The sequence below is a fragment of the Bradyrhizobium sp. dw_411 genome (assembly GCF_018449695.1).
Classification (GTDB): Bacteria; Pseudomonadota; Alphaproteobacteria; order Rhizobiales; family Xanthobacteraceae; genus Bradyrhizobium.
Genome location: NZ_JAAVUY010000016.1, coordinates 34,138 through 55,373, shown reverse-complemented (window position 1 = coordinate 55,373; position 21,236 = coordinate 34,138). Strand labels below are relative to the sequence as shown.

General features: G+C 59.9%; 24 protein-coding genes. 5 read left to right on the top strand and 19 right to left on the bottom strand.

Annotated features, from left to right (window positions below):
- Positions 1-2 precede the first annotated feature (2 nt).
- The 9 genes from HB676_RS25085 to HB676_RS25045 all read right to left on the bottom strand — a co-directional run bounded on the left by HB676_RS25085 (position 3) and on the right by HB676_RS25045 (position 5,795).
- Complete coding sequence (locus HB676_RS25085; RefSeq protein WP_213741146.1) at positions 3-668, bottom strand: MIP/aquaporin family protein; 666 nt, start codon at positions 666-668, stop codon at positions 3-5.
- On the bottom strand, positions 668-1,195 hold the full coding sequence (locus HB676_RS25080; RefSeq protein WP_213741145.1) for an arsenate reductase ArsC: 528 nt from the start codon (positions 1,193-1,195) through the stop codon (positions 668-670). Before HB676_RS25080 ends, HB676_RS25085 begins: the two co-directional genes overlap by 1 nt.
- A 12-nt stretch (positions 1,196-1,207) precedes the next feature.
- Positions 1,208-1,681 carry an ArsI/CadI family heavy metal resistance metalloenzyme gene (locus HB676_RS25075; protein WP_213741144.1) on the bottom strand — a complete coding sequence of 158 codons (474 nt, stop codon included), beginning with the start codon at positions 1,679-1,681 and terminating at the stop codon, positions 1,208-1,210.
- An 11-nt stretch (positions 1,682-1,692) separates the two neighbouring features.
- Entirely contained in the window at positions 1,693-2,037 is a 345-nt protein-coding gene (locus HB676_RS25070) for a metalloregulator ArsR/SmtB family transcription factor (protein WP_213741143.1), read from the bottom strand.
- Between the two features lie 192 nt (positions 2,038-2,229).
- A complete protein-coding gene (locus HB676_RS25065) occupies positions 2,230-2,769 on the bottom strand; it encodes a hypothetical protein (RefSeq protein WP_213741142.1) in 540 nt (179 codons plus the stop codon).
- A 119-nt stretch (positions 2,770-2,888) separates the two neighbouring features.
- Complete coding sequence (locus HB676_RS25060; RefSeq protein ID WP_213741141.1) at positions 2,889-3,380, bottom strand: DUF6790 family protein; 492 nt, start codon at positions 3,378-3,380, stop codon at positions 2,889-2,891.
- 148 nt (positions 3,381-3,528) lie between these two features.
- Positions 3,529-3,927, bottom strand: a complete 399-nt coding sequence (locus HB676_RS25055) for a DUF1398 domain-containing protein (protein WP_213741140.1) — start codon at positions 3,925-3,927, stop codon at positions 3,529-3,531.
- A 10-nt stretch (positions 3,928-3,937) separates the two neighbouring features.
- Positions 3,938-4,384, bottom strand: a complete 447-nt coding sequence (locus tag HB676_RS25050) for a MarR family transcriptional regulator (RefSeq protein WP_213741139.1) — start codon at positions 4,382-4,384, stop codon at positions 3,938-3,940.
- 85 nt (positions 4,385-4,469) lie between these two features.
- On the bottom strand, positions 4,470-5,795 hold the full coding sequence (locus HB676_RS25045) for an MFS transporter (RefSeq protein ID WP_213741138.1): 1,326 nt from the start codon (positions 5,793-5,795) through the stop codon (positions 4,470-4,472).
- A gap of 317 nt (positions 5,796-6,112) precedes the next feature.
- Between HB676_RS25045 and HB676_RS25040 the strand changes: the two genes are divergently transcribed.
- Both HB676_RS25040 and HB676_RS25035 read left to right on the top strand, forming a co-directional pair.
- Positions 6,113-6,871, top strand: coding sequence for a gluconate 2-dehydrogenase subunit 3 family protein (locus HB676_RS25040; RefSeq protein ID WP_213741137.1), 759 nt, complete (start codon positions 6,113-6,115; stop codon positions 6,869-6,871).
- 12 nt (positions 6,872-6,883) lie between these two features.
- Complete coding sequence (locus HB676_RS25035) at positions 6,884-8,650, top strand: GMC family oxidoreductase (RefSeq protein ID WP_213741136.1); 1,767 nt, start codon at positions 6,884-6,886, stop codon at positions 8,648-8,650.
- Here the strand turns inward: HB676_RS25035 and HB676_RS25030 are convergent.
- The 5 genes from HB676_RS25030 to HB676_RS25010 all read right to left on the bottom strand — a co-directional run bounded on the left by HB676_RS25030 (position 8,647) and on the right by HB676_RS25010 (position 14,260).
- Complete coding sequence (locus HB676_RS25030) at positions 8,647-9,351, bottom strand: alpha/beta fold hydrolase (protein WP_213741135.1); 705 nt, start codon at positions 9,349-9,351, stop codon at positions 8,647-8,649. The two genes, HB676_RS25035 and HB676_RS25030, sit on opposite strands and share 4 nt — an antisense overlap.
- Entirely contained in the window at positions 9,341-12,745 is a 3,405-nt protein-coding gene (locus tag HB676_RS25025; protein WP_213741134.1) for an acyl-[ACP]--phospholipid O-acyltransferase, read from the bottom strand. Before HB676_RS25025 ends, HB676_RS25030 begins: the two co-directional genes overlap by 11 nt.
- Before the next feature lie 108 nt (positions 12,746-12,853).
- Positions 12,854-13,135, bottom strand: coding sequence for a YiaA/YiaB family inner membrane protein (locus HB676_RS25020; protein ID WP_213741133.1), 282 nt, complete (start codon positions 13,133-13,135; stop codon positions 12,854-12,856).
- 43 nt (positions 13,136-13,178) lie between these two features.
- Complete coding sequence (locus tag HB676_RS25015; RefSeq protein ID WP_213741132.1) at positions 13,179-13,874, bottom strand: hypothetical protein; 696 nt, start codon at positions 13,872-13,874, stop codon at positions 13,179-13,181.
- Positions 13,875-13,897: 23 nt separating this feature from the next.
- On the bottom strand, positions 13,898-14,260 hold the full coding sequence (locus tag HB676_RS25010) for a hypothetical protein (protein ID WP_213741131.1): 363 nt from the start codon (positions 14,258-14,260) through the stop codon (positions 13,898-13,900).
- On the opposite strand from HB676_RS25010, the gene HB676_RS25005 reads away from it, so the two are divergent.
- The 3 genes from HB676_RS25005 to HB676_RS24995 all read left to right on the top strand — a co-directional run bounded on the left by HB676_RS25005 (position 14,246) and on the right by HB676_RS24995 (position 17,423).
- Positions 14,246-14,866, top strand: a complete 621-nt coding sequence (locus HB676_RS25005) for a TetR/AcrR family transcriptional regulator (RefSeq protein WP_213741130.1) — start codon at positions 14,246-14,248, stop codon at positions 14,864-14,866. The genes HB676_RS25010 and HB676_RS25005 overlap by 15 nt on opposite strands.
- 309 nt (positions 14,867-15,175) lie before the next feature.
- On the top strand, positions 15,176-15,913 hold the full coding sequence (locus HB676_RS25000) for a substrate-binding domain-containing protein (RefSeq protein WP_213741129.1): 738 nt from the start codon (positions 15,176-15,178) through the stop codon (positions 15,911-15,913).
- Positions 15,914-15,935: 22 nt separating this feature from the next.
- Entirely contained in the window at positions 15,936-17,423 is a 1,488-nt protein-coding gene (locus HB676_RS24995; protein WP_213741128.1) for an MmgE/PrpD family protein, read from the top strand.
- 98 nt (positions 17,424-17,521) lie between these two features.
- Here the strand turns inward: HB676_RS24995 and HB676_RS24990 are convergent, their stop codons facing one another.
- The 5 genes from HB676_RS24990 to HB676_RS24970 all read right to left on the bottom strand — a co-directional run bounded on the left by HB676_RS24990 (position 17,522) and on the right by HB676_RS24970 (position 21,180).
- Entirely contained in the window at positions 17,522-17,929 is a 408-nt protein-coding gene (locus HB676_RS24990) for an MAPEG family protein (RefSeq protein ID WP_213741127.1), read from the bottom strand.
- A gap of 39 nt (positions 17,930-17,968) precedes the next feature.
- Positions 17,969-18,466, bottom strand: a complete 498-nt coding sequence (locus HB676_RS24985) for a hypothetical protein (RefSeq protein ID WP_213741126.1) — start codon at positions 18,464-18,466, stop codon at positions 17,969-17,971.
- 130 nt (positions 18,467-18,596) lie between these two features.
- A complete protein-coding gene (locus HB676_RS24980) occupies positions 18,597-19,142 on the bottom strand; it encodes a hypothetical protein (protein WP_249780458.1) in 546 nt (181 codons plus the stop codon).
- Between the two features lie 104 nt (positions 19,143-19,246).
- Positions 19,247-20,293, bottom strand: a complete 1,047-nt coding sequence (locus HB676_RS24975; protein WP_213741125.1) for an alpha/beta hydrolase — start codon at positions 20,291-20,293, stop codon at positions 19,247-19,249.
- Positions 20,272-21,180 (bottom strand): AraC family transcriptional regulator, encoded by a 909-nt coding sequence (locus HB676_RS24970; protein ID WP_213741124.1) that lies wholly within the window; start codon positions 21,178-21,180, stop codon positions 20,272-20,274. Before HB676_RS24970 ends, HB676_RS24975 begins: the two co-directional genes overlap by 22 nt.
- Positions 21,181-21,236 lie beyond the last annotated feature (56 nt).

Here is a 21,236-nt window from a genome sequence, read left to right as displayed (position 1 = left end):
CGTTACTTCTTTGCGTCGGTCCAGAGCCATTTTCCGACCATCATCGCGACCAGCATTCCAATCAATTGAGCTGCGATGAAAGCAACCACGCCCCCGGCGGCTATGCCTGCAAAGGTATCTGAAAGCGAACGCGCAATCGTCACGGCTGGATTGGCGAACGATGTTGAGGCCGTGAACCAATAGGCCGACGTGATGTAGAGGCCGACTGCATAAGGGATAGCGGCCGGCGTCCGCGCCGCGCAGCCGAAAATGGTGAGCACCAAGCCGAAAGTGGCGACAGCCTCGGCCAGCCATTGCCCGGCGCCCGTGCGTGACGTGACCGAGAACTGCCAAACCGGCAACTCAAACATGAGATGTGCCGCCCAGACGCCGGCAACGGCTCCGATGATTTGCGCGGCGATATACCTGGCAGCAATCGACCAAGGCAGTTCGCGCTGCAACGCGAACGCGAGGCTTATGGCTGGATTGAAATGCGCGCCCGAGATCGGCCCGAAAATCAGGATCAGCACGACGAGGATTGCACCGGTGGGTATCGTGTTGCACAGAAGCGCGAGCGCGACGTTCCCGCCCGCGAGCTTCTGCGCCATGATGCCCGAACCGACAACAGCCGCTAACAGAAACGCGGTGCCCAGCCATTCCGCGAAGATGCATCGCCCCAGTGACGGCATCAGGTGGCTTCTGTCGCCTTGGCCGTCGAGCCTTCCATACGGCCGATGTCACGAAGCTTGTTTTGCAGGCTCAGTCTATCGAGCGAGCGTAACGGCAGTGCCATGAAAGTGCCAATGCGCTGATTGAGAAGCCGGTAAGTATCCTTGAAGGCCAGTGAGATCTCTGCGGGCGAGCCTTTGGCATCTGCCGGATCGGGAACACCCCAATGGGCCGACGCCGGTTTCCCCGGCCAAATCGGACACGTCTCCGCCCCTGCGCTGTCGCATACCGTGAAAATGAAATCGAGCTTTGGAGCGTTCCACTCCGTGAACTCCAACCAAGACTTCGAGCGAAAATCAGTTACGTCGTAGCCAAGAGATTGCAGAAGCGACAGCGTCTCCGGGTGAACCTGGCCTTTCGGTTGGCTTCCGGCACTGTAAGCGCGGAAGTTGCCCGCACCAGCCTTGTTCAGGATTGCTTCCGCGATGATCGAACGGGCGGAATTACCGGTGCAGAGGAAGAGCACGTTGTAAGGGCTGTCAGTCATGTCACGCCCCTGTCAGCAGCAAGCAGAGGCGGGCCTGGAAGGCGAGGCTTCCGAAACGGAGCATGCCCCCTGCTTCTCGTGCGCCACGCGGGCACCGTTTTCTCCGGTGCCGTCGCCGTAGGTGGTGCTCTCGCCCGTCGTCAGGAAGGTTTCCCATGCGATGCCGGCGGGATCATCGATCCACGACTTCTCTGATTTGGCGTAGCAGCAAGCGGTCTCGCCCTGCTCGATGATATTGCCGCCAGCTTCCCGCAAGCGGGCATAGACTTCATTTAATTCGCCGGCGTTTTCGACCTGAATGCCAAGATGATCAAGACCAGGTTCGCGGCCTCGGGTCGAAATCGCCAGGTTCACGCGCGGATCATCAAGCATCCATTTGGCGTAGTCCGGCTTGACGACGGCGGGCTGGGCCGCAAACAACGCGGAGTAGAAGCCAATGGACTGCTGGATGTCATTGACGGCAATGTGTACATGCAGGCGCTTCATGGTTTTTCCTTTCAGGCCGGAATTTTGGCGCGCTTGCGCACGGGCTTGCATTCGACCGCGGGCGTGCATTGAACCCCGCCGCAGCAATTGTCGGTGAGATAACCGAGCAGTGAGTTCATCGTTTCGTACTGGGCCGCATAGATCATCGAGCGGCCATCACGACGCACGGTCACGAGGCCTGCCGTTCGAAGCCGGTCAAAATGAAAAGTCAGCGTATTCGGTGCGAGGTCGAGTGCGGTGGCGACCGCACCGGCCGGCATCCCCTCCGGCCCCGCTTCTACAAGCAGGCGGAAAATATCGAGCCGATTGTCCTGGGCAAGTGCGGCCAAGGCCGCGACCACATCTGTCTTTTCCATAATTCAACGAATATCGAAATAACAACCTGCGTCAAGTCATATTTCAACATTTATTGAAATATCTTCGCGAGCCAATACCGACCGCGCAGTCAGGGGACCGGCATCGTGAACGTCGCCCTCGTCGGCTGTTGCATCGACGCCGGACATCAAAGGCTTGGGATCGGCAGGCGCGTTTGGTGCCAGAAGCAGAATTCACCTGGCCCTTGCTTCTTCCCTATCGGGATAGGCCATTGTGAATTTGAAGGCTCCGTACAAGGCTCCAATGGTCAGAATGACGCTTATCTTGTGCGGCACTTCCGGCAAGTACAAGAGAACAAGATCAGCAATGACGATGGCGAAAAACGCCGCAAGCCAAACCAGTGTGATCATCTGATTTGTCCGATTGAATTGCGGACTGGTCCATAATTCGCGCGGAACACTTTCGCGCGCATATTGCATCGTGAACGGACGACCAATAATTAACGAGAACAGCACTATCAGCAGCAAACCGATATCGACAGCCAGTTTGACGCCGATAACAGGCCAATCCGTGTTCGAGAAGAAAACATAGACGGCCAGGCCGCCGAAGAGGATGCACGTGCCCACTTCGAGGATTTTTGCCGAACGGCCCGATACAAGCTCCCGGCCGATCAGGGCAAACGAAACGAAAGCCGCGATCGCCAACGCAGACGTTGGAGCAACGAAATGATTGAAAACCGCAAACGCGATAAAAGGGGCGAAAGCTAACAACATTGGATGGCCTCCAACGAAACCAAAATTTTTTCAGAAGTCACGGTAACAAGCGCAAGATGTTTGTGTCAGGTCATTTGCGTCGGTCCAGGTGACCATGCGGGCAACTGCGGCGTCGCGAATTAAGCACCGGTTTGCTGACGTTTTGCGATGGCAACCAGCGCGATGGCAAGCACAGGACAGATGACATCCATGTAAAACGGAAGCCCGGCATTGCCCGGTGCAAAGTTGCCGGCCTCGGCCATTTCCCGAATATGTCCAACGGCGTCGCCGAGCAGGAATATGGATGCAGCATAAACCGCGCCGGTCTTGAACGACAAATCTCGCCAAAAGGCAACACACGCTGTAACGCCGATGGCCAGATCGGCCATCCCGACTTCGAATTGAAAGGGGCTTACCTGCCACCCAATGTGGGCGGCAGCGATCGCGGGAAAGAAGACATGCGAGATTGCAGCCCAGAGTCCGGTAACACCGATAGGCAACAATAATATCCACGTCAGGAAGCGCTCCGGGACGGATTTACCATTGCGCGACAACGCCGCCAACAAAAGTGCTGCGGCGAACAAAAAGGCCGGCAGATTGCGTAGAAGGAAACCCAATGCTTCGCGGACCATCGCTTCATCTCTGTCCGAAACCGGCCGGATTAGCCGCGTCTCTCCGGCGCCATCCAATCGTTCAATAGCGCGGGCGGCAAATACCGTCTCGCTATGGCGCTATCGGCCGCAGTTATATCGTCAGGCCGGACCATCGGGGATCGTTATTTCAGGAAGGAAAGTATTCGACATGAATCTCCGCCGAGCGCCCCATGTAAACCGCCCGTCTGCCTGTGAATGATACTACGTATCCGGCACAACCGGCCTTTGTCACTTTCTGACAAAATCCCTTGTAGGTGTAATCAGGCACTAATTGTTGAGCGTCCCGGATAGCTGCCTGAATGGCGCGCACGTCGAACCGCTCGGCAACCGGGCCTGACTGGTGTGTGGCGTATTCGGTGCTTTGGCCATCTGGAAGATAGTAGATGGCGCGACATCGACGGTAATCAATGGCGTAGCTCTCAAAGCCCGCTTGAAAGAGCGCCCCGACGATCTCGGGAAAAGTCATGGTGTCGTTTTCGGCTCCAAGCAAGCACGACTTGGCTAAACTCTCCTGGGCGGGCGTCATTGTCATTCCTCTAATCGATCGGTATCGAGTTCAATCCGAAGCGTTTGACGCTTGCCTTGAGCACCCGCTCAAGCAAGGCACGGTCCGTTCTTGAAAGATGCGAGAAGCACTCTGCCTCGTTCTGGTCGGCCAGATCGGCAAGCCGCGGGACGAGACTCTCGCCCTTTTTTGTAAGTCGCAGGGTGTGGGACCTTCTATCTTCAGGACTTGCGATCCTTGTCATCAGTGATTTGGCAATCAGCCGATCGGCGAGCTTCGTGATCGCGCCCTTCGTCATACCCATGCGCTCGGCAAGCTGGCTGGGATTTTCGTCGATCCCGAATAGAACGCGCATGAGCGCCCACTCCGCGACCGTAATATCGACTGTTTGAAGTTTGCGGGCAAAGGAATGGGAAACGTGGTTTGAAACCAGCCGTAGCCAATAACCCAAATGAGAAGTCAGTTCTGCAGGTGCCATGAGCACAGAATAGCAAAACTAGTTTCCTAGTCAACTATAATTTCAGGTCGGGTGCGTTCGCGCGGCCCTTGGCTCGAAAACGCTTTCAGTGCGCCATCGCGACTTCACCCGACAACTGTTCGCGTCTCACATCGATCCGCAGCATCACGACGACGATCGCGCCGACCAAAGCGCAGCCCGCCAGCAACAGGAGGCCTGCCGTAAAGTTGCCGGTCAAATCCTTCAGATAACCCATCATGTAGGGCCCGGCGAAACCGGAAAGATTTCCGAGCGAGTTGATTGCCGCGATCCCGGCGGCGGCCGATGCGCCCGTCAGGAAACTCGCCGGTAGCGGCCAGAACATCGGCGGCACCGCGGAGACGCCGATTTGCGCAAAGCAAAGCAACGCCATGATGAGGACGGGATTGCCAACGAGGCCCGACAATCCGATGCCGACCGTGGCCATCAACAGCGCCGCGGCAACGTGGCCTTTCCGTTCCATGGTCCGGTCGGAATGACGGCCGAGCAGCACCATGCCGATGGCTCCGAAAACAAACGGCAGCGCGGCAAGCAGTCCGGTCTGGGTGTCGCTGACGCCAAACCCCTTGATGATGGTCGGCAGAAAGAAAGCGATGCCGTAGCTCGCAGCATTCAGGCAGAAATACACGAGGGCGCACAGTAAAATCCTGACATCGGTGAGTGATTGTACCAGGGAAAGGTGCTCGACTTTCTCCTTGTTCTTCTTTTCGGTAGCCTGCACGTTCTCCAGCCAGGCGATCTCGTCTTTTTGCAGCCAGCGGGCCTGCGACGGGAAATCGGTCAGGTAAGCCAAGACGCCGATGCCCACGATGACCGACGGCAGCGCTTCAAGAATAAACAGCCACTGCCAGCCTGCCAGTCCCCACCCTGTTACGCTGAGCAGCATCCCGGAGATCGGCGATCCGATGATCGACGAAATCGGGATCGCCAGCATGAACAGGCTGATCACCCGTGCGCGGTAAACCGCCGGGAACCACAGTGTCAGATAGAAAATGATGCCCGGAAAGAAGCCCGCCTCGCAGGCGCCGAGAAGCAAACGCAGAGAATAGAAAACCCCGGTCGTCGGAACTCCCGTCGCTGCCGATATCGATGGAATAAAGGCGAAAGCGGCGGAGACGATTCCCCAGGTGATCATGATGCGGGCGATCCAGACGCGCGCGCCGACCTTCTCCAAAAAGATATTGGACGGCACCTCAAACAGGAAATACCCGATAAAGAACAGGCCTGCGCCCAATCCGAAGGCGGCCTCACTCAAACCGAGCGCCTGATTCATGTGCAGCTTGGCGAAGCCGACATTGACGCGATCGAGATAGGCGACGAAGTAGCAAACGATCAGGAACGGAATAAGCCGGCGCATCACCTTGCCGATCACACGTTTCTCCACGTCCTCCATGGCATAGCCTCCCGACTGGTGTGATGCCCCTTTGGAATTCCGGGTCGTATTTTTTCAAGAACTATGACGCGCTTGGACCACGAGTACAAACGGCATTTCTTTCGCAATGCATCTCAAACCATAATGTTGCACCGCGGTCGTTGGCAGGCACGCGAAGACAGCGCCAGCTCACGCATCGGCCTCTCGGGAACGATCCAGGCCACCGGCATCGCAGTCATGCGAACGCCGTGGCTTCCGTGTTCCTCAATCAGGGTGCTAGGATTTATGTCGACGCGTCCTGGCTAAAAAACGACGCGCACCATATCCGGGGGGATTCCATGTCTGATCACGAAGGCATGCGTCGACGCGACGTATTGAAGGGCATCGGCATAACAAGTGCCGCGGTCGGCATCGCGACAACAGCCGCGCCACCTGTTCTCACCGAGGCGCAAGCGCAGACACCGGCACAGGAACCACCGCACGCCCACCCGCATCCGCCGGAACGGCACGCTGATGCCGCCGATATTTTCCGCTACTTCACCCCGCCGGAAGCTGCGACGGTCACCGCCCTCGTCGACACGCTGATACCCAAGGATGATGTCGGCCCCGGCGGCGTCGAGGCCGGCGTGCCGATTTTCATCGATCACGAACTGGCCGGTGCGTATGGCCGGGGCGCGCGCATGTTCCTCAACGGCCCGTTCGCTCAAGGCACGCCCCAACAAGGCTATCAGCTTCCATTGCCGCCCGCCGATCTCTATCGGGTCGGCATCGCCGATCTCAACGCCTGGTGCGTCAAGACCCGCGACGGCAAGCGGTTCGACCAGCTCCCGGTGGCCGACCGCGCCGTCGCCCTCAAGGCGCTCGAAGCGGGGCAAGCGGAATTCGCGCAAATCCCGCCACGCGCCTTCTTCAATATCCTGCTGCAGAACACGATGGAGGGCTATTTCGCCGATCCGATTTATGGCGGCAATCGCAACAACGCGGTGTGGGCGATGATCGGATTCCCCGGCGCGATCGGCATGTATGAGGAAGACATCGAGAAATATCGCAACAAGCAATATGTCGTTGCGCCGAAATCCATCCAGGACCTGAGCTGAGGGGAAACGACCATGGCAACGAAGCTCAAGGCGGCCGACATCGTGATTGTCGGTCTCGGCTGGACCGGCGGCATCCTGGCAAAGGAGCTTGCCGAAACCGGCCTGTCGATCGTGGTGCTCGAACGCGGCAAGCCGCGCGACACCAATCCTGATTTCGCCTATCCGCATGTGCACGACGAACTCAAATACGCCCAGCGCCACGAATTGATGCAGGACGTCTCGCGCGAGACGCTCACTTTCCGCAACAATTCAAACGAGACCGCGCTTCCGATGCGCCAGCTCGGCTCGTTTCTGCCCGGCGAAGGCGTCGGCGGCGCCGGCGTGCACTGGAACGGCGTGACATGGCGCTGGCTGCCCTGGGACCACGAACCGGAAAAGATGACGATCGCGCGCTATGGCAAGTCCGCGCTTCCGGAAGGCATGCAACTGCAGGACTGGGGCGTCTCCTACGACGAACTCGAGCCTTATTACGACAAGTTCGAATATCTGTGCGGGGTTGGCGGCAAGGCCGGAAACCTCGGCGGCAAGAAGATTGACGGCGGCAATGTGTTCGAAGGCGCGCGCAAGCGCGACTATCCCAATCCGCCGATGATCCAGACCCATGCCGGCGATCTGTTCGAGAAGGCGGCGCGAAGCCTCGGCTATCACCCCTTCCCCGGCCCATCCGCCAACATGACCCAGTCCTACATCAATCCCGACGGCGTCGCGTTCGGCTCATGCCATTATTGCGGCTATTGCGAACGCTTCGGCTGCGAAATGAACGCCAAAGCCAGCGCGCATTTCACCGTGATCCCGCTCGCGGCGGCAAAAAAGAATGTCGAGATCCGCACCGACTCGCGCGTCATGAAGGTCAACCTCGATTCTTCCAACAAGCGCGCCGAGAGCGTGACTTATCTGGACGCCGCCGGCCGCGAGTTCGAGCAACCGGGCGGCATGGTGATCCTGGCCGCCTATGCGCTCAGCAATGTCCATCTGATGCTGCTGTCGGGCATCGGCAAACCCTACAATCCCACGACTGGCACCGGCGTCGTCGGCCGCAATTATGCCTATCAGATCGGCAGCGGCGCCAACGTCTTCTTCGACGAGAAGACCTGGATGAATCCGTTCATGGGCGCCGGTGCGTTAGCCATGAATATCGACGACTTCAACACCGGCAGCTTCGATCACCTTAAAGAGGGTTTCATTGGCGGCGGCGGCATCTCGACGCCAAGCGCGGGCGGGCGACCGATCGGCTTCCGGCCGGTGCCGCCGGGCACACCGGGCTGGGGCACCGACTGGAAGCGCGCCGTCGTGCGCCACTACAATCACACGCTCGCCGTCGTCAACCAGGGCAGCGTGATGGGCTATCGCCAGAACTATCTCGATCTCGATCCGACCTATAGGGATCGCTATGGCCGGCCGCTGATGCGCATGACCTTCGACTATCAGCAAAACGAGCAGAAGCAGGCGAACTACCTCGCCGACATCTGCGTCAATATCGGCAATGCGATGGGCGCCGAGCGCGTCGCACGGCGCGGCGCGCCGCAGCGCTACAGCATCGTGCCGTATCAAAGCACCCACAATACCGGTGGCGCGGTGTTGGGAACCGATCCGACCAGAAGCGCGCTCAATCCGTTCTCGCAGACATGGGACGTGTCGAACGTGTTCGTCACCGGCGCCTGTTCCTTCCCGCAGAATGCCGGCAAGAACCCCACCGGCCCCGTAGGCGCGCTGGCGTTGCGGGCCGCGGATTCGATCAAGCGTTACCTGAAGAATCCGGGGCCGCTGGCGCCGGTTTAGCGGCGCGCCGTTATTGAGCGGGCAAAGCTGCCGTGTCGCAGAAATTCTATCGTTTGATCGATCACGCCCTGATGGCTCAAAAGTCCGCTATGAGAGACGTCGACCGTGATGTGATCGACCATGCCGATGAGCCTGGAACTTTGCACCGAAACCCTGCCGTCGTTGGGCCTTGGGAGGTTAAGGAAAGATGCAACGGGATCAACGGAACGAGTTCCTGCGATGATGCCGACCGCATAGTCCACTGCCGGCAGCGACTTTAGCATCTCATTGGATCCGGTCGTAAGTTGCAGGCCAGCCGGGCCGTAAAAAGATCGGTAAAGGGAAAAATCCTGCAGGCGATCGGCCAATTCGCTGCCGCCGTTCGGCGTGCCCAACATGACGACACGGCCAAGATTTGCCGGCCGGTACTTCGCAATATAGGCCCGCGCCAAAAGCCCACCCATCGAATGGCCGACGAAGTGGATCGCACTTTTGTTTTTTCCGGCAAAATTCGACACCGCCGGATGAACATGATCCGCGAGAAGATCGATCTGCTTTTTCCGGCTCGGATAGTCGAGATTGAGAGTTTCAATGCCGGCTTTCCCGAGCGCATGCTCCAATCGTCTCAGGGAGCGAGAAGTCCGCGCGATGCCATGAAGCAAAATTACCCCGGACGGTTCCTGCAGGCCATGACCGCAGCCAGCGTCTTTTTCACGCGACATCTCTTTCCACAATCGTCGCCGCGTCCCTCGCCTGCGCTGTCGCGGCGACGTAGTCGGTCTTCCCCGACCCCAGCAAGGGAATCTTGTCGACGATCTGGATGGCGGCAGGGACGGCCAGTTCTGAAGTCCCGGACGCCCTGGCCTGAAGCTGCATCGCTGTACGGTCCGCGTCCCTCTGCGTGGTCAGAAGAACGATACGCTCTCCCTTACGCAGGTCCGGTATGGATACCGCCACCGACATGGCCTGCGGCCATATTTTTGCGGCCATAGCCTCCGTCGTCGTCAACGAGACCATTTCACCGGCGATCTTGGCGAAGCGCTTGGCGCGTCCTTTGATCGCAATAAAACCGGCGCTGTCGATCGTAACGATGTCGCCAGTATCGTACCACCCATCCGTGATCGGCTCCAGCACTCCGGGATTCTCGGCACGAAGATAACCCAGCATGACGTTTGGGCCGCGCACGGATAGACGTCCGCCTTCCTCGATGCCCGGTACGGGATCGACGCGATATTCCATCAGGGGCGAGAGGCGCCCGACGGTACCTGGGCGATTAGCCATCGGCGTGTTCATGGCGAGCACGGGGGCGGTCTCGGTCACGCCGTAGCCCTCGAGGACACGAATGCCATAACGATCCATATAGTTCTGTCGCGTGCGTTCCTTGACTGCCTCGGCGCCAGCTACGACCAGCCGCAACGTACGGAAATCATAGGCATGGGCCGAACGCGCGTAGCCGGCCAGGAAGGTGTCGGTGCCGAACAGGATGGTAGCGCCTGTCTGATAGATCAGTTCAGGCACGATTCGGTAGTGCAGCGGCGACGGATACATGAAGATTGGAATGCCTGCGAGCAGCGGCATGATGGTGCCGCCGGTCAAACCAAAGGAATGAAACACCGGCAGGACATTGAATACCTTGTCGTTGGCATTGGCATCCACCCGTGCCAGAGACTGCGCTGCGTTGGCCAGAATGTTTCGGTGAGACAGAACCACTCCCTTGGGCGTTCCTTCCGAGCCCGACGTGAAGAGCAGCACCGCTGGATCATCGGCTTTGCGGGCCACCCGCGGCTTTGTGCCCGCGAGCATACCCGCGATCTTGTCGCCGATTCCGATCGAGCCGCGGACGTCCTCGAGATAGACGATGTTCGCGGCACTTCCAATCGCAGCCATTAGCTTGTCGAGCTTGCCTTTTTCAATAAAGGCCCGCGAGGTCAGAACGGTTTTTACCTGCGCAGCCTTCATCGCGCTCAGCACGCTGACAGGACCCGCGGAAAAATTCAGCATTGCCGGCACACGACCGATACTTTGCAGGGCCATGAACACGACGGCGACCCCCGCCGAATTCGGCAGCAGCACTGCGACATTCTCGCCCTGCGCCGTTCCGCGGCTGAGGCGACGGCTCAGAACCTGCGCGCCCAGGATCAGCTTGCGATAGGTAAGTTTGGTTCCGAGCGCGTCCTCTATAATAGGCTTGCCGGTATCGCGGTCGCGATAGGCATGGGCCAGCGCCTCGAACAAGGTCTGGTCGAGTATCGCTGTCTTGACCAAGGCGTCGATCATGACGTCCTGCAGCGCCGCACCGGCGGCGTTGCGGCGCACCTTGCCGCGCAGCGCCTCATCGATCTCCAGTTTGACCGGCGGAAGGATCGAGATGGTCACCTTGGGAAACCAGGCGCGCTTGATTTCACCATTTTTCAAATAACTGAGGTACGAACGCTGCGCGCCTTCGATACGCACCGGCACCACCACCGCGCCGGCCTTGTCGGCGATCATCGCGGTGCCGTCGTAAACCTTCATGATCGAGCCCGTCACTGTGATCCTGCCCTCGGGAAAGATCACCACCGGCTCACCGGCCGCTACCAGCTTGATCAGGTCGCGGGCCGCCAGCGGCTTCGACGGGTCAATCGTGTAATGACGGACCAGCCGCAGAAACGGCTTGGCCCACCACGCCTTGGCAATTCCAGTATCGACTGCAAAGCTGGCGTCGAGCGGCAGCACGGCATGCAACAGCGGGCCGTCGATCAGGCTGACGTGGTTCGGCGCGATCAGCATGCGGGTGCCGGCGGGGGGCAGATTTTCCAGACCGCGAACCTCGACCCGAAACAACGCCTTGAATATCAGCGCACCGAAATCGCGTACGCCTTCCTTGCCCCAGGTTGCCAGCACGAACCAGACCATCGCGAAGGTCGCGATCGCCAGGCCGAAGAAGAGCCACGCCACCGCCAGACCCATATGCTGCAGCAATGCTACGACCAGCGAGCCGATCACCATAAAGCCCGCCTGCAACACGTTGCCAGCGGCAATGACGCGGGCGCGCTCGGACGGCGCGCTCCAGGCCTGCACCGCGGCAAAGGACGGCACTACAAACAAGCCGCCACCGAACGCGAAGATGAAGAATCCGATCAGCAAGCGAAGACCGTCGATCGAGGTCAGGAACGACATCGGATCGACTTCGCTGCCATGCGCGGCATGACCGATCGCCCAGGCCAGATCCAGCCCGAGCAGGCCCATCACGATACCGCCGATCGGCACCAGCGCGAGATTGGGCCGCACATGGCTGAGATGAGCCGCGAACAGCGAACCGGCGGCGATGCCAATTGCGAAGGTCGCCAGGCAGAGCGTGACCACGCCTTCGGTGCCACCGACACCGTCCTTGATCACGGCGGGCAGCAGCGACAGCACCACCGCGCCGACCAGCCAGAACCACGACACGATCACCATGCCGTCCCACAGCCGTGGTTCGGACCACAGAGTCTTCAACAGCCGAACGGTCGAGGTCCAGGGATTGCGGGTGATCGGAAGATCAGGTGCAGACGGCACCGTGGCCGGGATCCGCGACGCAAACGCCCAGCACGCCACCGAGAGGCCGACCACCGCGAGCGAGACCACGCCCATATGCGACGAGCCCGACACGAACAAGCCGCCGGCAATCGTGCCGATCAGGATCGCCAGGAAGGTGGCGCCCTCCACCAATGCGTTGCCCATCGCCAATTCAGACGTCGACAATTGATCAGGCAGGATGCCGTATTTCACCGGGCCAAACAGGGCGGCGACGATGCCGAACAAAGCGAGCGCCACGAACAGCAGCGGCACCGAATGGAGGAAGAAGCCTGCCGCCGCAAAACACGCGGCGAAGATCTCGAAAAATTTCAGCCGGCGGGCAACGACCGATTTGACATATTTGTCGGCGAGTTCGCCGCCGAGCGCCGACAGCACAAAGAACGGAAAGATGAACACGGCGCCCGCCACCGTGACCAGCGAGCCGCCCTCACCGGCGCCCACGCCATAGAGGATCATGATGACAAGGGCATTCTTGAGCACATTGTCGTTCAGAGCAGAACAGAACTGCGCCCAAAACAGCGGCGCAAAGCGTCGTGACGACATCAATTCCTTGATCATGGCCGGCCCTTTCGTGGAAACTCAGACAACCTCAGTTTGAGTAAATAGACAATTGCGTCTCGCTGAGCAGTGTCGAGGATGCACAATGTCTCGTTAACGCGACAAATTTTATGTTCGTTCGCTACTCAATAGTTTCTCCGTTCTCGCTTCTTCGATACGGTTAATCATCCGGCTGGCTTCATGCACGTCGCGAATGTTCTTCGACAAGGTGAAGCAGGACTGAACCACCATCACCATGCCCATGGCGAAATAGGCCCTGACCCACCAATCAAGTGGCAGCGCGGCGATACCGCCGCCCACCATCAGTACCGAAGCCGCGAACGATGCATAGCTGAAGTTAACCCACGCGCCGGTGGGCCGATCTACGGAAGTTAGCTGCTGAAAAGACATGACGATTTCCTTCGATGGTTGGTGTCGGGGGCGAATTGAATGTTCAAAGCCGCGAATTCAGTTCCGGTCCGCTTTCGAGCAGCACCGGCGTTGCCGCCATCATGCGCAGCCGCGCCATGACATCGGTCGCACGAACGTCTACCGGCGGCCCGAAGCCCTGGTCAGACAGCCGATCGATCAGGCGATCGGGCTGTGAAGCCATTTCCTCGCGGATCGCCCTCGCGTCGTCATTTTCCGCATTGATTTTCTTGAGTGCAGTTTCCGCCTCGCTGAGGCGATCGCATCCGGGATCCGAAAACGAGGCGGCGCCGTTCAACGCGCTGCCGATCCGCGCCAGCCGGCGGCCGCGGTCAAGATCAGCCAATCGGCGGCGCTGGCTGTCGACTTCGCGACGGGCGAGTGCAACCTCCGCAGCGAAGCGCGACGAGGCGCGATCGGATGCCTCGATCTCGGTCCGAACCACAGCGATGGTTTCGGCTGCATTCATCGCCAGATCGTCCCGGCCCGCGCGAATGGCCTGAACCGCTCGGCACTCGAGATCAGTGACCTTCACGGTCAGGTCATCCCTGCGTGCGATCTCCCGGTTTTCTTCCGCAACAGCGACGGCGAGCGCCCGCCGGGCGGCAAAATGGCCAGACGCCGCAACGGCGATCGAACGGTCGAGGTTCGACGCCGCGTTGAGGTTTCCCCGCAGAAGGCTGGAAACCAGATCGATGATCGATGTCAGAGTGTCACGCATAACAACGGCTCCGGTGCTTCGGTTCACGTGAGATGGTGCAGCCCGCGGAACGGATTGCAGCGCTGGAGCAGATGAAGTCCCGTCGGCGTTTTCCGGTTGGTCTGGAATTGACGGCGCCGCGCCGTCACATCGCGTCGCGCCGGGATCACGTTTCCGACGTCGCACGCCTCTGCCAACCGGTCGACTGGCCCGAAAACGCGGGCACGCATCGCAGTGAAGGTTTCGACCGCCAAAGTCCGAACCACGTGAGCGAAACCTTGGGCCAGCGCAGCCGCATCCTCGACGAACGTGAAGCCGATTTGGGAAATAAGCGTTTGCATCTTCATCTCCTCTGGGATATTTGAACAATGTTCAATATGGGTACGACGAAAATGAACATTGTTCAAGAAGAATCTTTGCGAGGGCGAAAAAAGGGTAAACGACGGCAACTCCTGATCGAGGTTGCGCGCCGCGAAATTGAAGCTAATGGATTGATATCACTTAAGATTCGGGATGTAGCCAACGCCGCCGACTGCTCGATCGGCAGTATCTACAACGAGTTCGGCGACTTCGACGGACTGATCCTGACGGTCAATCGGGAGACAGTTCAGCGGCTCGACGGCGTGCTTTCGGCGGTCCCCGCTCAGGACGCCGTCGACCACCTGTTCGGGCTGGCGGACGCCTATCTCGGTTTCTTCACCGAACATGCCAATCTGCTGCGGTCCTTATTCGAACATCGCATGGAGAACGATCGGCCGTTTCCTGACGATCTGCTTGAAATGGTGATGCGCACCTTCGCGCTGATGCACGCCCCGATGGAACGGCTATTGCCGGACAAGGATCCTGTCGAGGTAGCATTGCTGGCGCGGACGATGTTTTCCGCGGTGCACGGCATCATCTCGCTTGGCCTGGAAGAGCGGATGGTCGCAGTTCCTCCCAAAAGCCTCGGCGCGCACGTCGCGCAATTCGTGCGAACGCATTTGATCGGCATGGGTATCCTGCCCCGCGCTTGACCATCCCCTGCTTGTCGATGGTGCGGGTTCCTGCCCACCGAATTGAGAAGCTGGCGATGCGGCGGCGCACGTTCGTCAAAATGATTGCTGTCGATCTCAGCGGCGAAACCTGCGTTGTTAGCTACTGACGCGGCGATGAGTGTCGCGTATTTCAAGCTCTTGCGTCGTCGATGCCTTGGGTTCACTAAAACGCCATTGGCCGTTCAGGCCTGAACTCTTTCACTGACGCCCGCAACCGGGCGTGGTAGGCAATAGTTCAAAGGGCCGTTTCCGATGAAAAAATTGATTGCTCCGCTCCTCGGACTTGTGATGCTTCTTGCTGCAACCGAGGGCCATGCGATGGACGAGCTGCGCGTTATGATTTCGGGCGGTTTCTCGCAGGCGTATCAAGCTGCGCTGCCGGAGTTTGAGCGCTCAACGGGCATCGCGGTGACCACGTTGTCCGGATCTTCGCAGGGAACCGGACCAAAGACCATCAAGTATCAGCTTGAGAATGGCGCGGATGTCGACGTCGTGATCCTCTCGAAAGAGGGACTGGACGAACTGGCCGCGATGGGGCGAATCGCGGAGGGTTCCGAGGCCGGGCTGGCCGCCTCTCCTCTTGGTGCGGCCGTGCGCCAGGGAAGCCCCAAACCCGACATCAGCAACGAGGCTGCACTGAAGCAGGCCTTGCTCAATTCACGGATGTTCGCGATGCCGGGAAGCACCAGCGGCCTGTTCATGAAGGACGAAGTGCTTCCGAAATTCGGGATTGCCGACAAGGTGCATTTCAAGATGTTTGCCCGCGGATCGGAATCGACGGCCGCGTTGGCGGCAGGCGAAGTGGATCTGGCGATCGGCCCGCTCAGCGAACTGGTCGGCCAACCCGGTGTGGACGTGATCGGACCGTTTCCTGACAGCGTTCAACTCGTTCAGATTTTCACAGCGGCGATGGTCAAGACATCGCATCGCACGGAGCAAGCCCGGCGTCTGATCGCGTTCCTCGCATCCAGCGCAACCGACGCCGCGATCAAAAAGTCCGGCATGGATCCCGTCAACCATCGCTGATCTCCGCCAAGGAAGCGCCGCCATGAACCATCCGCGCCGTCAATTCCTGCTGATGGCAGCGGGCGCGGCCGCCCTGCCGGCCGCGGCGCGCATCGCCGGCGCACAAACTCTCGCGACGCCGCCGCTGCCGGACCAGCCGGCCCGTCCGCTCGCCGAGCGGCTTGCCGCCTACGCCAACAGCCTGCGCTATGAGGATCTCGACACTGCAACGATTGAGAGCGTCAAGACCCATCTCATCGATACGCTTGGTTGCGGGATCGCGGCGTTCGACGAGGGGCCCGTCCGCATCTGCCGCAATATCGCGCTCGCGCAAGCTGGCGGCGGCTCGAGCATCATCGGCACCGACCGGCACGCGACGCCCGATCTCGCGGCGTTCGCCAATGGCGTCGCCTTTCGCTACTACGACCTCAATGACTTCTATATCGGCCGCCTGACCGGCCACCCGAGCGACCAGATCGCCGCCTGCCTGGCGGTCGCGGAATCCGAGCGGGCAAGCGCCACCGACCTCATCACCGCGATCGCGCTCGTCTACGAGATCAACTGCCGGCTGGTCGACGCCTTCGACATCACGACCAAAGGCTGGGATGCCCCGGCGTTCAGTCTTCCCGCCGTGGCGCTCGCCGCCGGCAAACTGATGAAGCTCGATACTGACAAGCTGACCCAGGCCGCGAACATCGCGCTCAATGCCCACATGCCGATGGGACAAACAAGGGTGCAAACCCTGTCGGACTGGAAGGGATTGGCCGACGCCGAGGCCGGGCGCGATGCGGTTTTCGCAGCACTGCTGGCGCGCGGCGGCATCACCGGTCCGGCGCCTGTCTTCGAAGGGCAGTTGGGTTTCTTCCGGCAGGTGTCCGGATCGACCGACATCGACGTGAATAGTTTCGGCCGGCGGGGCATTCCGTTTCGGATCAACCAATGCAGCATCAAGGCCTACCCCGCGCAGACTTATACGCAGGCTGCGATCCTTGCGAGCCTCGACATCATGAAGCAGGCAGGCTCGCTCGATCGCATCGTTTCGATCGAAATCGCAACGGCCCGGCGAGGCTTTGAGATGACCGGGAGCGGAGCCGAGAAATGGGCGCCGACCACCCGGGACACCGCGGACCACAGCCTGCCCTATATCGCGGCGCGGACCATGTTCGACGGCGACATCACCAATGAAAGCTATGCGCCCGAAAAGCTGCGCGATCCGCGCATCCTCGCCTTCATGCGCAAGATCACCGTGATCGAGGACCCGGCGCTGACCGCGCGCACCAACGCCACCACGGTTCCGTCGCGCATCACGGCGGTCCTGGTCGACGGGCAACGCCTTGTCAGCGAGATCGACAATGTCCCCGGATTCGTCGGCCGGCCGATGAGCCGCGATGAAGTGGCGCGGAAATTTCGCGCCAATGTCGGCCCACGCTGGCCGCAGCAGCGAACCGACGATGTTCTGCAGTCGCTGTGGGCGCTCGATCGCGCGGAGGATCTCACTGCCTTGCTGGGAAGGTTTGCGGTCCAGACCTGACCGCGAGCAGCGCAATCCGTTTTGTCGATCGAGCGCGGCTCCCGAGCGACAGGCCAGCCGTGGTTTCAAATCGGCCGGTCGGTGTAGCGGCGTTGCATTCAGACCGCACTGAGAAGCAGTACCGCGGCGATGACGACCATCGCGATTGCGCCCGCTAGAAAAGCGATTGTTCGAATAACCGGAATGCCTACGGTGTAAATCACATAATGGACGAGACGAGCGACGACGTAGATTTGGGCCGATAGCACGGTGGCCTTGGTGCTGACCTCGACGATGGCCGCCACGAGCACCAGCGGCGCGAAGACAGCCAGATTTTCGATCGCGTTGAGATGGGCGCGCCGCGCGCGGTCGGCCCAGGGCGCGTCAACCGGATAACCGACCCCGGGGACGCCGATAGCCCGCGTCACACCGTGCGTGGTCATACGGGCCGTAACATACGGCACCCACATCAGCGCGGTGGCACCGGAAATAACGGTCAACGCGTAGAGCTCCGGCGTATATTTCACGACAGCTAATCCCCCATCAGCGACGAGGTCGCCATCATGTCAGACCGCGACGAGCGGGGCCGGTCGAAATCGCAGGGCTGTCAGGATCGTCAGCGCCAGGAACAGGAGAAATAGCGCGCCCTGCGCCACCACGAACGCGGGCTCCGTCTGTGTCGGCGCCAACGCCTTCAATGGCGCAACTTTCATGAACCCCTGCACGAGCAGAACGAACACGTTCAGATAAAGCGACAGCACGGCCGTGACCGCATAAACGGGACGCCAAAAACCTGACAGATGCTTCGCGTAGAACGCAAACGTCGCCAACGCCAGCATCACCAATGAGATGATGCCGACGATATGCGATGGCAGCAATTTGGTGAACGGGAAAAGAAAGCCTGTCGCGCTCGTCAATATGGTAGTCGCCAGGAACGTCGCTGTCGCAGTTCGCGACAGGTCGGACTTCAACCACCCGATCATCGCGATCACGCCGGCGGCGATGCCGATCAGGCTGATTAAAACGTGCAATAGCGTAAGCGTGCTCAGGCTGAAGTCCGACATGATGATGCCCCAACGGTCGATTTTCTCAGGTGTTTGATGGATATTGCAGTTCGGCGAACCACCAGGCCCGGGCTGCGGCGCGACAAGATCTGAAAAGGTCGCGCCAACCCGGCCCAATGATCCCTCAGCCTTATTTCGCAGGTTCGCCCAACAGCAAACCCAACGGCCAGAGAGGACCCACCGGGATGAGTTCGAACGTCATCATATCGGCCTTACCCAATGGGAGTTTTTCCAGCAGCGCGTGCGCTTCGGCCGGAGTGGTCACGTTCATCAGGAACACCGCTCCGGACCCGTCGATCTTGGCGAACCACTGGTCGATCTTTCCGGCCAGCATCAAACGCATCGTGTCGCGCGCCTCGGACGGCATGATCGGGGGCCGTTTGTCGGGTGTCGCCTTGGCCGTCCACGAGCCGATCGCAAGCACTTTGGTCGTGAGGGTTTTTGCCGCTGCCATTTCGGCAGCGCCCGGAGGTGATGTGTTCTGCGCCATTTTTATCGAGTCCTTTTCTGCTGTGGTGACGTGTTGACGTGATGCTTCGGCGAGGGGATCTGTGGATCGTGAAGCAGCCTGAGCCGCCGGCTGGGCCAGGCATGCGGCCGCCGTAGTCGTGAGGACTGCCAGTCGCAAAGCCGCACGGCAGAAAATCATTGCGCGCACCTTGATTGAAATTGTCATTCTTCCCTCCTCCACGAAGCCGAGTTAGTGATTTACGATGCCGGCGTTGAGCACGTCGGCATCGACACAGGCGAAGTCGCCGACGGTAATGCACCGGCGCCCCGTCATGACAACATCAGCTCCGCGACCCGTTGCGGCATATCTGCCTGCAGCCAATGGCCCGCCGGCACTGAATGAAATGAGCCATTCTTGAAATAACTAGCCCGCTCCCTTCCCATCTCGACGCCGAGATAAGGATCGTATTCGCCCCAAATGACCTTGACCGGGAGATCGAGCGCTTTGACCAGAGGCAGACGGGTACTGTTTCGCTTCAGCTCTTCGTAGAATTGCGCAGCCATCTGCATGAAGGCCGGGCCTGAACCCGGAGGCCGCGTAAAATTGTCGGCGATCAGCGGGGCTACGAACTGCTCAAAACGCAATTTCTGGTCCGCCGGGAGCGGCTCTGCGAATTTCATTCTCTGCCAGTCCAGCAACCAACCGAACTGCGCAGGACTTTGCGCGACCGCGAGCGCGAGCGCCCTGAGCGCCGGATCGGCAAACAGCACAATCATCTCCGGCCAGACATTGAGCGGTGAATTGTCGTAGGCCGAATTCAGGATGCAGAGCGAGGCGACCTTGTAGGGATGCTCGACCGCAAAATTGATCGCGGCGGCACCTGACGAATCGTGCGCGACGAGAACGACCGGGCCGAGCCCCAGGGCCTGAATCACCGCCGAGAGATCGCCAAGCTGCTGCTCGAAGCTGTACGACGCAGCCGGCTTGTCGGACGCGCCAAACCCGAGGAAATCGAACGCAACGACGCGCCGGCCTGCCGCTGTCAGGTAGGGCACAAGGTCGTCATAGATATGAAGATTGTCGGGAAAGCCGTGCATGAGCACGAAAGCCGGTCCCGCACCATCGTGGTCGCGCGCGTAAATCCTGCCTTCGCCGTGTGAAATATGGTGTTCGGTGAAACCCGGCTTGTTGTCCATGGCGTCCTCCTCGAAACAGCGCAGGAGGTCAGAACCGCCGCGCGTGAATACAAGGATCGGCCGGGAGAGACTGTTTGGATTGGATATTACTGTCGCTGTCTTTTTTAAAAAACGGCACAGCGGTGGAAATCGGCAGGCGCATGGTCTTCGACGGGGGATCAGCGATGCCGCTGCCGCCACCTTCCGGGGCTGTCGCCCTCGATCTTCGAGAAGACACGCGTGAAATGACTTTGATCGACAAAGCCGCATGTGACGGCAATATCGGCGAGGCCCGATCTGCCCCCAAGCAGCAATGCTTTTGCCCGTTCAACCCGCTTTCGAACCAGCCATTGGTGAGGCGTGCCCCCGGTGGTCCGGCGAAACGCGCGGGCGAAATAACCAGGCGACAAAGCGCACTCGCGTGCGAGCTCGGCGATCGTGGGATCGCCGTCCAGATGGGCCGTAATGAAGTCGAGCACGCGCCGAAGCTGCCAGGGCGATAATCCTCCCGCAACCATGTCAACCGTCGCAGTGGCGTTGCCATACGTCTTCACGATGTGGGCGTGAAAGGCCAGCGCGATGTGATCGATGAACAACGCGCTGCACTCGTGCTCGACCTGATCCGCCAGGGCGTTCGCGAGCCCGTACATGACCCGGTCATAGGAGCCCTGACACGAAGAAACCAATCCCTTCAACCGGGGCATCCCCTGATCGAAGGCAAGTTCATCGAGGGAGGCCTGAGAAATATAAAATCGGATATTATCGAATGGCGTGTGAATTTCGGAAACCGGATTGCTGCGCAGGTCGAACAGGAACGTGGCGCCCGGATTCATTGCCTTTGACAAAAGGTGTCTTCCGTCGATCCAGAGATCCGCGGCAACCGGCAGCAGCGGAACATGGAAGGAAAAGGCATGTTCCGGCGGGACGTTTTTGGCCGGACCCTGCATCGCGCGCTCGCTCTTCAAACGCGTGAACCCGATCGGCGCGATGGAAGCGGTCCGCGCCAGAGCCGTCGGAGGCAGGTCGAGCTGAAATCGGTCCCCGATGACGGCGCTCTCGTAACTTGCGCCTGCAAGACGCTGTTGCATCGAATGCGCTCCATTGCAGTCAGTGAGACCGACCTGCCGCAACTCACCATAACATA